Below are 14,385 nucleotides of genomic sequence, written 5' to 3'. Positions count from 1 at the left end.
TTCGGGCGGGTGTGGGATCGGATCGGTTGAGGTAAAGGGCTGTACGTCTGTGGTCCAGGTCGGTTCGGACGTGGCCGGCTCGACGAGTGTCGCGCGGTGATTTCGAGTGTGGCCGTTGGGGGTGGGAGGTGCGGACTCGGCGGGCCCGACCCTGCACGCCTGGGTCTCGGGCCTTGAGCGACGGGCCACCTGCCTCGAGCCACGAGCTACCGGTCTCGAGCCACCGGCCTTGAGCCACGGGCCACGAGCTACCGGTCTCGAGCTACCGGCCTTGAGCCACGGGCCACGGCCATCAACCCCGACAGTGGGAGAGATCGACTCGGCCTGAATCCGGTTCGCCGGAACTGGGAACCCGATCGGCCCGAGCGGTGTACCAAAAGTGATGACGCTGCGACATGGCGTCACAGCAGATGGCGCAGAACCCGGTCTCTGACCATGAGGGCAGCCCGCTTGGCGGGCAGGTCGATCTCGGCGGAGAAGCGGAAGCCTGCGTCCAGGAAGGCGGCGACCGAAGGGGTGTTGCGAATGTCTGGTTCGGCGATGATGCGTGCGCAGGCAGGACGCTTGTCGAGCGCGAGGTCGGCGACGGCTCGTAGGAGAGTTCCGCCGAGTCCTCGCCCGCGGTCGCCCACGGCTCCGATGAGGAGATGGATACCCGTGTCGTGAGGCCGAGCCGGATAGTGCCGGGCCAGCGGGTCGAGGTCGGCTCGGTAGATCTCCCAGTAACTCATCGGCGTGCCTTCCAACAGGCCCAGGCACGGGACGCTGCGTCCGTCACCGGTGAGATGAGACCGCAGGTGCTCCTCGGTCGCGCTCTGGGGTCCGGCGAGCCCCCAGAACGCTGCGACGGCGGGGTCGTTCATCCACCGGCCGATGATCGGGAGGTCTCGTTCGACCCGCACCGGGACGAGGTGAAGCACTCCTGCGGGTGTGCTGATCGGCCCCCAGTCGGCAATGTGATCGAGCAGATCGTCGGGGATCGACAGGTCGGAGACGGCATGGGCTGCAATTGGGGTGGCGGTTGCGGCTGGGGGCCCGACTGCGACTGTGGTTGCCGCGGCTGCGCCTGAGCCCGGGTTCCCGCCGCTGGCACCGGTGTCCTCCGCGAAGAGCGCGAGGAGTTCCTCGGTCAGAGGCATGTCCAGCGTGTCCTCGCTGTCTGCGCTCGCGTCGGCAGCCGAGGCGATACGGCTCTCGCCAGCACCCGGGCTCATGGCGGTGCCGGTGTCGGTGTCGGTGGATGAGGTGGTACCGGCGTTGGTACTCGCGTCGGTGGGAGGCACGGCGACGCTCCTCTCAGGAGGCGGGGCGAGTCATGTTCCTCAGGGATGAAGGGGGTTGACGTTCGTGCGACGAGGGCGACAGTGACGATCAGCTGTGCAGGGGGTTGACGATGGTGACGTAGACGGACTGGGTGTCGACCGGACCGACGAGTTCGTCGAGGCCGTGCAGCCGGGTCAGCAGATTCGCCTTGCACCGCAGGACGGGTGAGTCGAGCAGGTACGCAGGTAGTGACGTGCTCAGCCGGGCGGGACCGGAGCCCACGTCGGCGAGGAAGCGGCGGAAGGCGGCGAGCAGCAGCTGCTCGTCGGCGAGGCGTTGGGAACCGAACGCACCGATCAGACCAAGCACGTTGTTGATCGCGAGGTAGTACGCGAAGCGCTCGTCGGTGACCTCGTCCGAGACGAAGGTGTCACTGCACTCGCCGATGTCGGGAAGCCGGGCGTCGAGTTCCGCGCGGCGGGACTCACGGAAGTAGTAGCCCTGGTTGTCGCGGTACCGGCCGCCGGCGGGCCAGCCGTCGCCATCCAGCAGGAGCAGCGTGTTCTGCTGGTGGGCTTCCAGAGCGATCCCTGCCTCGGCGTCCAGCCACAGCACTGGGCGGACGACCTGTTCGAGGTAGCGCAGGAACCACTCGGCGGCGACGGCCCCGTGAGGGCGGCCCGTTCTGGCGGCGAGACGCGTGACCACGTCGGCCAGACGGGACCTGAGGAGTGCCCTCCCCGACCGGCGTCGATCAGTAGCATCGCCGGGTTGTGTGTGGGTGCCAGGTTGTGTGTGAGGGAGGGGCGAAACGAGTCCGGCAACGCAGGAAACGTTGTCGGAAGGCTTGAACGGGTTGTGCCGGATGACCACGTCGAAGCCGGGCACAGGTACGCCGTCCGGCCCGTCGACGGCGAGCCACGCCGGGTCGCGAACGATGTCGAACCCCGGGTGCGCGGCCTGCCACTGCGTCGAGAGACCGCTGCGCAGGAGTCGGTGGACTTCGACACCTCGGTGCAGTTCCTTGCGGAGGTTCTCTCGGCGGGAGTTGGTGATCCGCAGGCCCAGCGACAGCTTGAGCATGGCGGTGGCACCGGATGCGTGGACGGTTCGTACGGAGGAGGTGGGATGCCACAGGGTGCCGTGAGCGCCGAGGTCTCTGAGTAGTCCGGCCTCGACAAGGGCCGCGGTGTCGGGCCGGTTCAGGACCTCTCGCTGCTGCCAAGGGTGCAGGGGCAGAGCCGCGTATCCGTCGGGCAACGGAAGCTCAGGGCCGGCGAGTCGGGCCGTGAGCTGGGCCGCGGGGACAACACGGCCGCGTTCGGTCCAAGCCGAGTCAGTGGCGAGCAAGGAGGGAGCGACAGCCAGCCAGTGCAAAGGAAAGGAGCCGCGCAACTCGGGTGAGTACCGCAGTGCTTCAGCGTCGGAGAGACCCTCGCGACTCTTCGGTGTCGGGTGCAGCGGGTGCCCGAGCAAGAGTGCTTGCTCGGCCGCGAGGAAGCGGTCGGGGCAGTCGTCGGGGTTTTCACGGCGCTCGCTGATGAACGTGACGGTGCGCCGGACCGAGTCGGCGACGCGGGCGACGAGGTCGGTGGAGGCGGCGGAGATCGCAGTGGCGACCAGGTTGGTGGGCGTTGGAGAGGCGGAGGACTCGGATGCGGCAGGGGTCGGAGGTACGGCGGAGGTCGGGGATACGGCGTCAGTTGCCGAGACGGACGCTCCAGGGACGCGGCTGGAGGCGGCGGAGTCACGGACGGAGGGAACAGGGTTGCCTCCCCCACATGTCTCCCGGATGAGGAGTGCGGCGAGGGTGACCGCGTCGGTCGGCGGAGACTGGGCCGGGGCATCTGCGAAGTGCGGGAGACCGAAGCGGTGCCACCCCGTCGGGGACCAGTGGTGGACCGGAACCAGCAGGGCCGTACCGGTGGCGGTCAAGGGGATACGGAGGACCCGGTCGTCGGGTTCCGGGATGTTGGTCTCGCGTACCCAGCAGCGGAGCAGGTTCTCCACAGCGGCGGCCTGGGCTGCGATGTGAGGGTCGGGATGCTCCAGCAAGTCGGAGGTGGCATCGGGCAGCCACGCGGCATCCGGGGCGCGCCCCTGCGTCGGCATGAGCACCGGCACCTGCGCAGCGGCCATTCCCTGCACCGGAGCGGGCGGCTCCTGCTGGGAGAGCTGCGGGGCGGAGGAGCTCCGCGGGCGGGCGTCGGTGCGGCCGTCGGTTGCGGGCGTGGTGGTCAAGGCGGTTCCTCTTGAAGTGGTTCCGGCTGTGCGGCGACGGAGCCGCCGTGCTGCGGTGTGGGTGGGCGTGGCCTTGAGGGGCCCGCATTCCAAAGGTGCGCTCGGAGGGGGGTGTCGGTTGGCGGTGAGATTTCGATGGGAAGTGAGGGAGCGCTCGGGAGTGGGTCGATCGACGGACATCCCACGCGAAGGCACAGGAGGGGGCAGGTAGGGGTGCGCCCCTACCGGCTACCGCGCTACCCGGCCCGGTCGGCCCGCCCGGCCATGTCAGCAACGTCAGCCATGTCAGCCTGCCCTCGGTGGCCCGAGCGCCGCTGGTGCACCCGGTCGTGACCGGTGTGACCAATGTGATCGGTGTGACCGGCATGTCCACGGGACACCACGTCCACCGCGTCGGCGAGTCGGTCCAGCACCGCGTCTGCCTGCTCGTCGCTGATGGTCAGGGGCGGAAGCAGCCGTACGACGCTGGAGTGACGGCCGCCGAGTTCGACGATCAGGCCGCGTCGAAGGCACTCGCGCTGGATGGCGGCTGCGAGTTCGGGGGCGGCTGGACGTGGGTGACGATCCGCTTCCTGCCCGGCCGACGCCCTTGCTCCTCCGCCGGCGGGGCCAACGCCCTCTGCGAAGTCGCCCTCCATGCGGGCGGGGTCGAGGCCCACCCGACCGCCTGCCCCACCGACTCCAGGCCAACCGACCCCAACCGAAGCGCCCGGTTCGGCGTGGCTAGGAGCGCCCCCGCGTCCTTCCAGAGCAGCCAGTACACCCGGCTCACTCCCCGCCCCGTCACGCGCCGCCAGGGCGGCCGACCGCCCCTCGTCACGCGCGGAGGCGGCCTGTGGCTCCACCACCTCGACGCCGATCATCAGCCCCCGGCCCCGTACATCCCCGATGCAGGCGAACTCGTCTGCGAGTCGTTGGAGTTGGCGAAGCATCCGCGAGCCCAGTTCGGCCGCCCGCTCGGCGAGCCGGTTCTCGCGGACGTACGCGAGGGTCGCTGTACCGGCGGCCATGGCGAGCTGGTTGCCGCGGAACGTTCCGGCGTGGGCGCCGGGTTGCCAGGTGTCGAGTTCGTCGCGGTAGACGATGACAGCCAGGGGCAGGCTGCCGCCGATGGCCTTGGAGAGGACCATGACGTCGGGGGTGACACCGCTGTGCTCCACGGCCCAGAAGGCACCAGTGCGCCCGACTCCTGTCTGGACCTCGTCGGCGATCAGCGGGATGGAACGGTCGGCCGTGATCTGCCGCATGCGCCGCAGCCAGCCGTCCGGCGCGGGGATCACGCCGCCCTCGCCTTGGACGGGTTCGAGGATCATCCCGGCGGGGTGCGGCACTCCCGACTTGGGGTCTTCGAGGACGGACTCGGTCCAGCGGGCGGCGAGTTCGGCACCGCGTTCGCCACCGACGCCGAAGGGGCACCGGTAGTCCTGTGGGTAGGGCAGGCGCGCGACCCGTACATCGAAAGCGCCCCCGGACGCTTCGAGCGCTCCGGCGGTCATCCCGTGGTAGGCGCCGCTGAAGGCGAGGATTCCGGACCGTCCCGTCGCGGCCCGGACGAGCTTGAAGGCAGCCTCCACCGCGTCGGTACCGGCCGGTCCGCAGAACTGCACGCGCGCGTGGTCGGCGAGGCCGGGCGGCAGGATGCGGAACAGCTCGGTGATGAAGGCGTCCTTCACGGGGGTCGCCAGGTCGAGGACGTGCAGCGGTGCGCCCGAGTCCAGGACCTTGCGGATGGCCTCCAGGACCACGGGATGGTTGTGCCCGAGCGCCAACGTCCCGGCGCCGGAGAGGCAGTCCAGGTAGCGGCGGCCGTCGGCTCCCTCGATCGTCATCCCGCGCGCTCGCACCGGCACGATCGGCAGAGCACGCGCGTAGGTGCGCGCCGCCGACTCGCGCGCCGATTGCCGCCGCAGGATCCCCTCGTGCACGGCGCGCGCCGCCGCCGTCTCGGACGTATCCCCGCGCACAGATTCGGTCACTGCCATGGCTCCCTGTCCTCCCGCTGTCCAGGGGCGAGCAGGTCTCCCGCATCCTCGCCCGACCCGACATACGAAGCCCCGCGAGCGTCCACTCGAAACTCCGGGGAACTGGGCACAGAGGACCGCACACAGACAGCAGGCCCCCCACCGCTACCAACCCCGGACCGTTCACCGGGTTACGGGTTGCTTCAAGATCCTTGCCGCGACGGAACCGCCGCCGACCGCTCCCTGCACGCCCTCATAAGGGGCCGTCACGCGGATCGAGGCGCTCCGGACGGGGACCTCGGCGCCGGAGTCGGTGCACACCGCGCCAGGAGAATCGCGGTGGTACGGGCGGCTAGCCGCCGACACCGCCCGGCGCCGAAAGGCCGCCGCGGCGAATCCGGGCTCGCCCGCTCGGGTGATTCCACGGTCGGCCACACCCGCTGTCCGGGGCCAGACCAACCGCCCACCCACCGCCGCCTTTCCCAGTAGGGGTACCTCTCGTGCAAGGACTGTCCCGTCGCAGCCTCGCGGCCTGCACCCCGTACCTATACCCGAGGGGGCTCGGACAGATATGACGGATCCGGCGCGTATCGATGTACACCAGCACCTCGTCCCACCGGACCGCAGCCGTGCGATGGCCGACCGAGCCACGGTCCTGGGCTGGCCCGCTCCGGCGTGGGACGTTCAGAGCGCGATCGCGATGAAGGACCGCAGGTCGATTGCCACCGGTCTCCTGTCGTTTCCCGCCCCGGTCGCCGCCCGGGACGCCCCCGCCGCAGCACGGGACGGCGCCCGGAGTGTGAACGAATACACCGCCGAAGTCGTCAAGGACCGGCCCGATCGCATCGGTCACTTCGCCGTTCTCCCCCTGCCCGACGTGGAAGCCGCGCTCGAGGAGGCCGCCCATGCACTGGACGAACTGAACGCCGACGGGCTGATGGTTCTGTCCAACGTCCACGGCACCTATCTCGGCGACCCGGCGTTCGATCCGCTCTGGGCCGAGCTGGACTCCCGCGGAGCTGTCGTCCTCGTCCACCCCACCGCGCCGCCGGTCACGCCGATCCCCGGCCTGCCCAGTCCCCTCGTGGACTTCCCGTACGACACCGCCCGAACGGCTCTCCACCTGGCTCTGAACGGTGTGCCGGGGCGCTACCCGCGGATCAAGATGATCCTGCCCCACGCCGGCGGCTTCCTGCCGTATGCCGCCCACCGCTTCGCAGTCGCCGCCAGGCTCCATCCCGACTCCACACCCGAAGGCCTGCTGAGCGAGCTTCGGCGCTTCTACTTCGACACCGCCATCTCCGCCGGCCCAGCCGCCCTCCCCTCACTGCTCGCCTTCGCCGCACCCGGACACGTCCTGTACGGCAGCGACTTCCCCATGCTTCCCGAGGAGTGGGCCACCGGCTTCGACACGGGACTGGATGACTATCCCCACTGGGAACCCGAGCAGCTCCACGCCGTCAATCGTGGCAACGCCGAACTCCTCATCCCTCGACTAGCCCGGCCCTGACACCAGGGTGGTCACACGGTTCCGGCGTGGCTGCCATGCCGCGTGAGGTCCAGGGCGTTCGAAGAGCCGGCGGCCTCCATGAACACGAAACGACACTCCCCCATGGAACGGAGCCCAGCCATGCGCAGCGACGTTTTCGAGGCCGACGGAGCCCGGCTGTACTACGAAGTGCGCGGTAGCGGGCCCGCCTTGCTGATGATCAGCGGGGCCGGAGGGGACGCCGGGTACTACTCGGGTGTCGCAGAGGAACTGGCCGATGCCTTCACCGTGGTCACGTACGACCGGCGAGGCAACTCCCGCAGCACCGGCCGCTCCACCGGACCGATGACGCTCGCCCAGCAGGCGGTCGACGCTCGACGGCTGATCGAGTCGGTGGCGGGCGGACGTGCTCTCGTGTTCGGCAACAGTGGGGGCGCGATCATCGGCCTCACGCTGGCCGCGCTGCACCCCGAGGTGCTGACCGGGCCCGTCACGCACGAACCGCCCGCCGTGAACGTCTTGCCGGACGACGACCCCGACCGCGGCTTCTTCGCCGACATGGCCGCGCTGTACGCCGAGGGCGGTGCCCCGGCAGCGGGGCGCCGTTTCGCCGAGACGACGCGCGGCGAGAGGACGTACCGCTGGCCCGACGACCTCTGGAAACGGTTCCTGGGGAACCAGGACCATCTGTTCGGCACGGAGTGGTCGGCCTTCGCGGGCTTCCGTCCGGACAGCGAGGTGCTGAAGGCCGCGCCCTTCCCGATCGTGCTTGCCGCCGGCGCGGCCGACCGGGGTGCGTACTACGCGCGGCCCTCCGTCGAGATCGCCCGCCGAATCGGTGTGCCGTGGGCGGAGTTCCCCGGTATCCACATGGAGTTCCTGCGTAGTCCGGCGCTCTTCGCGGCGGGTGCTGCGGGCGCTGGCGACACAGATGCTGAGCCGTGAGGGCGCGGTGCCCGCGGAGTGGGTGGGCGGGCGCACGCCCCCGGGGACGGCAAGGGGGGCCGACATCCCTCGACGGGGGCTGGCGCATGAGGGCGCCAAATCGGCACCTCCCTGGATGAATTGCCAGGTCAGACAGCTCGTAGCGAAACCGTTGCCGATCCGTCGGAAGTCCCCCACAGCGAGCGCATAGTGTGTGGTGCCGTCCCAACGCGCCGTGACATCACGCCGGACCAGCGAGTGATCTGCGGAAGTTCACGGCCGCGGCACCAAGTACCGTCACTTCAGGGGGAGTCAGATCATGCGCTCGATACGGCCGTCGTTCACCGCTCGTCGAGGGAGGAACACGCGCCGCACAACCTCCCCGCTGTCCGTGGTCGCGCTCGCCGCGGCGCTGGCTTTCACCGCCACGGCCTGCGAGTCGGGTGACGCCGAAGCGGGCGGCGAGGCCACCGCGTCCGCGGCGGCCGGGGGCGAAGGCGAAGGCAAGATCACGATCCCGGACGACATCAAGGACAGGCTCAAAGAGCACGGGATCGACATCGACAAGTGGAAGGACGGCGCCTGGAAGCAGTGGGACAGGGACGACTGGCTGCGCGAGGCACAGGACTACATCAACCCGATCATCGAGGGCCTGTGGGACCCGGACCGCATGCGGGACGCCGAGGATCCTGACCGGGGTGTCGACGACAGCGACCTCTCCGGTGACCAGGGTGTGACCGACCCGACGCCGGAGCCCGTGGACGCACAGGCCGTGCCGCCCGCGTACCACGCCAACGCGCCTGAGGCGGGCAAGGTGTTCTTCGACTCCCCCGAAGGCACGATGGTCTGCTCGGCGACGGTCGTGCAGGATCCGGCCCACCCCGGCAAGTCCAACATGGTATGGACGGCCGGCCACTGCGTGCACGCCGGCAAGAGCGGCGGCTGGTACCGCAACATCGCGTTCGTGCCGTCGTACAACGACGCGGGGATGTCGACCGCGGAGATCAAGAACGCCACGCGGGAGGAGGTCGCTCCGTACGGCGTCTGGTGGGCCGACTGGGCGCAGACCTCGGACCAGTGGATCGCTCAGGGCGGTGCGACGGGCGGGGACGGCGCCTCGTACGACTTCGCCGTGCTGCATGTGAAGCCGGAGGAGGGCAGCAACGGCAAGTCCCTGGAGGAGATGGTCGGTTCGGCCCTCCCGGTGGACTTCAACGCCCCCGCCGTCCCCGAAGTGGACAGCATCAAGGCGATCGGCTACCCGGCCGCCGCACCGTTCGACGGCCAGAAGCTGTACCAGTGCCAGGACAAGCCGGGTCGGCTGTCGCTCAAGACGTCGGACCCGACGATGTACCGCATCGGCTGCACCATGACCGGCGGTTCGTCCGGCGGCGGCTGGATCGCGTCGGGCTCGGACGGCAAGCCCGCGCTCGTGTCCAACACCTCCATCGGGCCGGTGGAGTCGGGTTGGCTGGCCGGTCCGCGGCTCGGCACGGACGCCAAGGTCGTCTTCGACGGGGTGAGCGAGAAGTTCGCCGGTCAGTGACGGCACCGTAGGCACCGGCGGCGGTGGGTCGTGGAGGGAAACCTTCACCGCCTCACCGCCGTTCGCCCTCAACTCCACGGGCATAGTGGGGTGTCGCGTCCGAGGGGCGGCACAAGAGTGCTGCGCGCCCCTTCGTGACCAGCATCTGGCATCTCAGAACCGCCACCTGCCATCAGCCACGACGGCACAGCACGCTCCAACGGGGGTCACCGCACCATGCGTTCCACACCTACGCCCACAGTTCCACGCCGCAAGCGGCGCTCCGTCCTCGCTGCCACCTGCCTCGTCGCCGCCTTGGCGCTCACCGCGACCGCCTGTGGCGGCTCGGTGGAGGACTCGGCGAGCGACAAGGCCGCCGCGGCCGCGTCCCAGGCCGCCGACCTCGGTAATGGCGACGGCAACGGCAACGGCAAGATCCAGATCCCGACCGACATCGCCGACAAGCTCAAGGAGCACGGCATCGATGTCGACAAGTGGACCAGCGGCGGCTGGCAGGACTGGGACAAGGACAAGTGGCTCAGTGAGGCCAAGGACTTCGTCAACCCGGTGATCGAGGGCCTGTGGAAGCCCGACCGGATGCAGTCCGCCAAGGAGGCCAACAAGACGGTCACCACGCAGGACGCCTCGGCCGACCAGGGCGTGAGCGACCCGGAGCCGGCGCCTGTGCAGGCCACGGCTGAGAAGACGCCGTACCACGAGAACGCCGCCCCCGTCGGGAAGGTCTTCTTCGACTCCCCCGACGGCCCGGCGGTCTGCTCCGGCACGGTCATCAAGGATGTCAACCACCCCGGCAAGTCCAACCTCGTCTGGACGGCCGGCCACTGCGTGCACGCCGGTGGCAACGGCGGCTGGTACCGCAACATCGTCTTCGTGCCGGCCTACAACGACCTCGGCAAGTCCGCGGCGCAGCTGGGCAACGCGAACTCCTCGGAGATCGCCCCGTACGGCAACTGGTGGGCGGACTGGGTCTCGACGTCGAACGAGTGGATCCAGGGCGGCTCGGAGACCGGTGGCGCGGGTGCCGCGTACGACTACTCCGTGCTGCATGTGAAGCCGGAGCAGGGCTCCAAGTCGCTCGAGGAGACGGTCGGCGCCGCCCTGGACGTGGACTTCTCCGCCCCGTCCGCGACCGAGGCCGGCACGATGGGCGCCTGGGGCTACCCGGCGGCACCGCCGTACAGCGGCCTGCAGATGTTCAAGTGCCTCGACCAGCCGGGCCGGTTCTCGCTGAGCCCGACCCTGCCGACGATGTACCGCATCGGCTGCACCATGACAGGCGGTTCGTCGGGCGGCGGCTGGTTCCGGGTGGTGGGCGGCACGACCAAGCTGGTGTCGAACACCTCGATCGGCCCCGAGGACAACACCTGGCTCGCGGGCCCGCAGCTGGGAGCGGGCGCCGAAGCGGTGTACCAGCACATGAGCAAGACATACGGCGGTCGGTGACAGCCAAGGCCTGAGCCGCACGCGCACGGAGCTGCACGCGCGGAGCTGCACGAAAGGCCCGCCCCCTGCGAGAGAGGGCGGGCCTTCGGCGTTTCCACGGCAACTCAGGCCGCCGTTCCCTGACGGTCAGGCGGCCGCGTTACGACACGGCTCAGGCGGTCGGCGCCGGAACGTACGGCGCGAGATCCGCCGCCAGTTCCTCGTGCACCCGCACCTTGAGCAGCGTGCCCTCCGGGGTGTGCTCCTCGGAGATCACCTCGCCCTCGGTGTGGGCGCGGGCCACCAGCTTGCCGTGCGTGTACGGCACGAGCGCCTCGATCTCGACGGACGGGCGGGGCAGCTCGTTGTCGATCAGGGCGAGTAGCTCGTCGATGCCCTGGCCGGTGCGTGCCGAGACCGCGATGGAGCGCTTCTCGATCCGCATCAGCCGCTGCAGCGTCAGCGGATCGGCCGCGTCCGCCTTGTTGATCACGACGATCTCCGGTACGTCGGTGGCGCCGACGTCCCTGATCACCTCGCGCACGGCGGCCAGCTGCTCCTCCGGGTCGGGGTGCGAACCGTCCACCACGTGCAGGATCAGGTCGGACGCGCCGACCTCCTCCATCGTGGAGCGGAACGCCTCGACCAGGTGGTGCGGCAGGTGTCGTACGAAGCCGACCGTGTCGGCCAGCGTGTACAGCCGTCCGCCCGGGGTCTCGGCCCGGCGCACGGTCGGGTCGAGGGTCGCGAACAGGGCGTTCTCGACCAGCACGCCCGCGCCCGTGAGGCGGTTGAGCAGGGACGACTTGCCGGCGTTGGTGTAGCCCGCGATGGCGACCGAGGGCACCTTGTTGCGGCGGCGCACCTGGCGCTGGATCTCGCGGCCGGTCTTCATCTCCGCGATCTCACGGCGCATCTTCGCCATCTTCTCGCGGATCCGCCGCCGGTCCGTCTCGATCTTGGTCTCACCGGGACCACGGGTGGCGAGGCCGCCGCCCTTGCCGCCGCCCATCTGCCGGGACAGCGACTGACCCCAGCCTCGCAGCCTCGGCAGCATGTACTGCATCTGCGCGAGCGCGACCTGCGCCTTGCCCTCTCGGGACTTGGCGTGCTGGGCGAAGATGTCGAGGATCAGGGCCGTACGGTCGATGACCTTGACCTTGACGACGTCTTCGAGGTGGATGAGCTGGCCCGGGCTGAGCTCACCATCGCAGATGACGGTGTCGGCGCCGGTCTCCAGCACGATGTCCCGCAGCTCACCGGCCTTGCCGGAGCCGATGTAGGTGGCCGCGTCGGGCTTGTCGCGGCGCTGGATCACACCGTCGAGCACCAGCGCGCCCGCGGTCTCCGCTAGGGCGGCGAGCTCCGCGAGGGAGTTGTCCGCGTCCTGCGCGGTCCCCGAGGTCCAGACGCCGACGAGCACGACCCGCTCCAGGCGCAGCTGGCGGTACTCGACCTCGGTGACATCCTCGAGCTCGGTGGAGAGGCCCGCCACGCGGCGCAGAGCCGCGCGCTCGGAGCGGTCGAACTGGTCGCCGTCCCGCTCTCCGTCGATCTCGTGGCTCCAGGCGACGTCCTCTTCCATCAGGGCATCGGCCCGAAGACCTTCGGGATAGGTGTGCGCGAAGCGCTGCGTGTCCTGGGAAAAGGAAGAAGAGGAGGTCATTGGGTCCTTACGTCGATGGGAATCCGTTTGCGGCGACGGTGGCAGTGACTCCGGCTCTTCGGAGCGAGTCCGTAGCACCCGGAAACTGTCCGTCACTACTCCCAACGCACGAGGGCCTCGCGGGATTCCCGCGCCCCGTGCCGTACCGTGCCGACCTGAAGATGGTCGCACGGCACGGCACGTCTCGTCACCGTCTTATTTGCCGGTCGCCCTGCTCCCGCCTGCCTTCTCCGCAGAGGCCTTCTTCGCAGAGACGTTCTTCGCAGGTGCCTTCTTCCCCGTGGCCTTCTTCGCCGCGGCCTGCGCCCCGGTCGGCTTCTGGGGGTCCGCGGACTTCCACTCCGGCTGACCGGGCATCGGCGGGGTCTTCTCGCCGTACAGCCAGGCGTGCATGAACCCGTCGAGCTGCCGTCCGGAGATGTCCTCCGCGAGCGCCACGAAGTCCGCGGTCGTGGGGGAACGGTCCTTGTACCGGTGGACCCAGGTGCGTTCCAGGCGCTCGAAGGCGGGGGCGCCGATCTCCTGACGCAGGGCGTACAGGACCAGGGCGGCGCCGTCATAGACGTTCGGCCGGAAGATCCCGTTCTTCTTGCCGGCCGCGGCCGCCTTGGGTGCCGCGGGAGGCCCGCCGGCCGCCCGCCAGCGGTCGGAGGCGGCGTACGCGGCCTTCATCCGCGCCTCCATCGGCCTGCCCGCCTTCTCCGCCGCGTACAGAGCCTCGTACCAGGTGGCATGCCCCTCGCTGAGCCACAGGTCGGACCAGGTGCCCGGGCTCACGCTGTCCCCGAACCATTGGTGCGCCAGCTCGTGCACCATGATCGACTCGACGTACCACTTCGGGAAGGCGGACTGTGTGAAGAGGTCTCTCTCGAAGAGGGAGAGCGTCTGGGTCTCGAGTTCGAAGCCGGTGGCGGCCTCGGCCATGAGCAGGCCGTACGTCTCGAAGGGATACCGCCCGATCTTGCTCTCCATCCAGGAGATCTGGCCCGGCGTCTTCTTCAGCCACGGTTCGAGCAGCTCGCGGTCCTTGGCGGGCACGACGTCCCGTACGGGCAGTCCGTGCGGGCCGGTGCGATGCACGACCTTGGAGCGGCCGATGGACACCTGGGCGAGCTCGGTGGCCATGGGGTGGCGGGTGCGGTACGTCCATGTCGTCGCGTCGCCCGCGCGGTCCACGTCGGTCGGCAGGCCGTTGGCGACGGCGGTGTAGCCGTTCGGCGCGGTGACCCGGATGGTGAACATCGCCTTGTCGGAGGGGTGGTCGTTGCACGGGAACACGACGTGCGCGGCATCGGCCTGGTTGGCCATGGCGAGGCCGTCCGAGGTCCGCACCCAGCCGCCGTCCCGGCTCTTGCCGTACACGGGATCGCTGGTGTGCCGCACGGTGATCCGCGTCCAGCTGCCGTCGGGCAACGGCTCCCCGGGCGTGACGACGAGGTCCTCACCGGCGCTGCGGAACGTCGCGGGCGCCCCGTCGACCTCGACGGACTCGACCTTGCCGTGGGCGAAGTCCAGGTTGACGCGGTCCAGGTCCCTGGTCGTCCAGGCGTCGATCGTGGTGACGGCCTGGAGCGGCTTGCTGTTGGAGCCGGGATAGGTGAAGGAGAGGTCGTACGAGGCCACGTCGTAGCCGGGGTTCCCCAGATGCGGGAAGAGGCGGTCGCCGACGCCCAGGGGTTCCGCGGGGGCGCTCGCGGCGAGGAGGCCGAAGGATGCGGTGAGGGCGATCAGGGCGGACACCTGGGCCCGTCGGCGGGATCCGGGGCGGGTGCGAGGAGCGCCAGGGACTGGTCGCTGAGCCTCGGTGCGGGGGGTGAGCAGCATGCACCACGGCTATCAGCGCGCGCGTGCGAGGCGTCGACGACGCGCGACC

The 14,385-nt window shown here is 69.9% G+C and carries 9 protein-coding genes; 4 read left to right on the top strand and 5 right to left on the bottom strand.

Annotation, left to right across the window (positions count from 1 at the left end; genetic code table 11):
* Positions 1 to 401: 401 nt before the first annotated feature.
* The 3 genes from ABIE67_RS34325 to ABIE67_RS34315 form a co-directional block, all read right to left on the bottom strand.
* Positions 402 to 1,283: a GNAT family N-acetyltransferase gene (locus ABIE67_RS34325; protein ID WP_370265259.1), complete on the bottom strand. Its 882-nt coding sequence runs from the start codon at positions 1,281 to 1,283 to the stop codon at positions 402 to 404.
* A gap of 88 nt (positions 1,284 to 1,371) precedes the next feature.
* Positions 1,372 to 3,375, bottom strand: a complete 2,004-nt coding sequence (locus tag ABIE67_RS34320; RefSeq protein WP_370269229.1) for an IucA/IucC family siderophore biosynthesis protein — start codon at positions 3,373 to 3,375, stop codon at positions 1,372 to 1,374.
* A gap of 365 nt (positions 3,376 to 3,740) precedes the next feature.
* Positions 3,741 to 5,486: a diaminobutyrate--2-oxoglutarate transaminase family protein gene (locus ABIE67_RS34315; RefSeq protein ID WP_370265258.1), complete on the bottom strand. Its 1,746-nt coding sequence runs from the start codon at positions 5,484 to 5,486 to the stop codon at positions 3,741 to 3,743.
* Positions 5,487 to 6,036: 550 nt separating this feature from the next.
* On the opposite strand from ABIE67_RS34315, the gene ABIE67_RS34310 reads away from it, so the two are divergent.
* The 4 genes from ABIE67_RS34310 (at position 6,037) to ABIE67_RS34295 (ending at position 10,867) form a co-directional block, all read left to right on the top strand.
* The gene (locus tag ABIE67_RS34310; protein ID WP_370265257.1) at positions 6,037 to 6,975 is read left to right on the top strand and encodes an amidohydrolase family protein; all 939 of its coding nucleotides are present in this window, start codon (positions 6,037 to 6,039) and stop codon (positions 6,973 to 6,975) included.
* A gap of 120 nt (positions 6,976 to 7,095) precedes the next feature.
* The gene (locus ABIE67_RS34305) at positions 7,096 to 7,899 is read left to right on the top strand and encodes an alpha/beta fold hydrolase (protein WP_370265256.1); all 804 of its coding nucleotides are present in this window, start codon (positions 7,096 to 7,098) and stop codon (positions 7,897 to 7,899) included.
* Positions 7,900 to 8,197: 298 nt separating this feature from the next.
* Positions 8,198 to 9,424 (top strand): serine protease, encoded by a 1,227-nt coding sequence (locus tag ABIE67_RS34300; RefSeq protein ID WP_370265255.1) that lies wholly within the window; start codon positions 8,198 to 8,200, stop codon positions 9,422 to 9,424.
* Positions 9,425 to 9,640: 216 nt separating this feature from the next.
* Positions 9,641 to 10,867 carry a serine protease gene (locus ABIE67_RS34295; RefSeq protein WP_370265254.1) on the top strand — a complete coding sequence of 409 codons (1,227 nt, stop codon included), beginning with the start codon at positions 9,641 to 9,643 and terminating at the stop codon, positions 10,865 to 10,867.
* Between the two features lie 151 nt (positions 10,868 to 11,018).
* On the opposite strand, the gene hflX is transcribed toward ABIE67_RS34295, so the two are convergent.
* Together hflX and ABIE67_RS34285 are read right to left on the bottom strand one after the other, a co-directional pair.
* A complete protein-coding gene (gene hflX, locus ABIE67_RS34290) occupies positions 11,019 to 12,512 on the bottom strand; it encodes a GTPase HflX (protein ID WP_370265253.1) in 1,494 nt (497 codons plus the stop codon).
* 195 nt (positions 12,513 to 12,707) lie between these two features.
* The gene (locus tag ABIE67_RS34285; protein WP_370265252.1) at positions 12,708 to 14,336 is read right to left on the bottom strand and encodes a M1 family metallopeptidase; all 1,629 of its coding nucleotides are present in this window, start codon (positions 14,334 to 14,336) and stop codon (positions 12,708 to 12,710) included.
* Positions 14,337 to 14,385 lie beyond the last annotated feature (49 nt).

It is taken from the genome of Streptomyces sp. V4I8 (genome assembly GCF_041261225.1).
In the GTDB taxonomy this organism is placed as follows: domain Bacteria; phylum Actinomycetota; class Actinomycetes; order Streptomycetales; family Streptomycetaceae; genus Streptomyces.
Note: the sequence above shows the minus strand (reverse complement) of the source record. Positions and strands in the feature narration are given on the sequence as shown.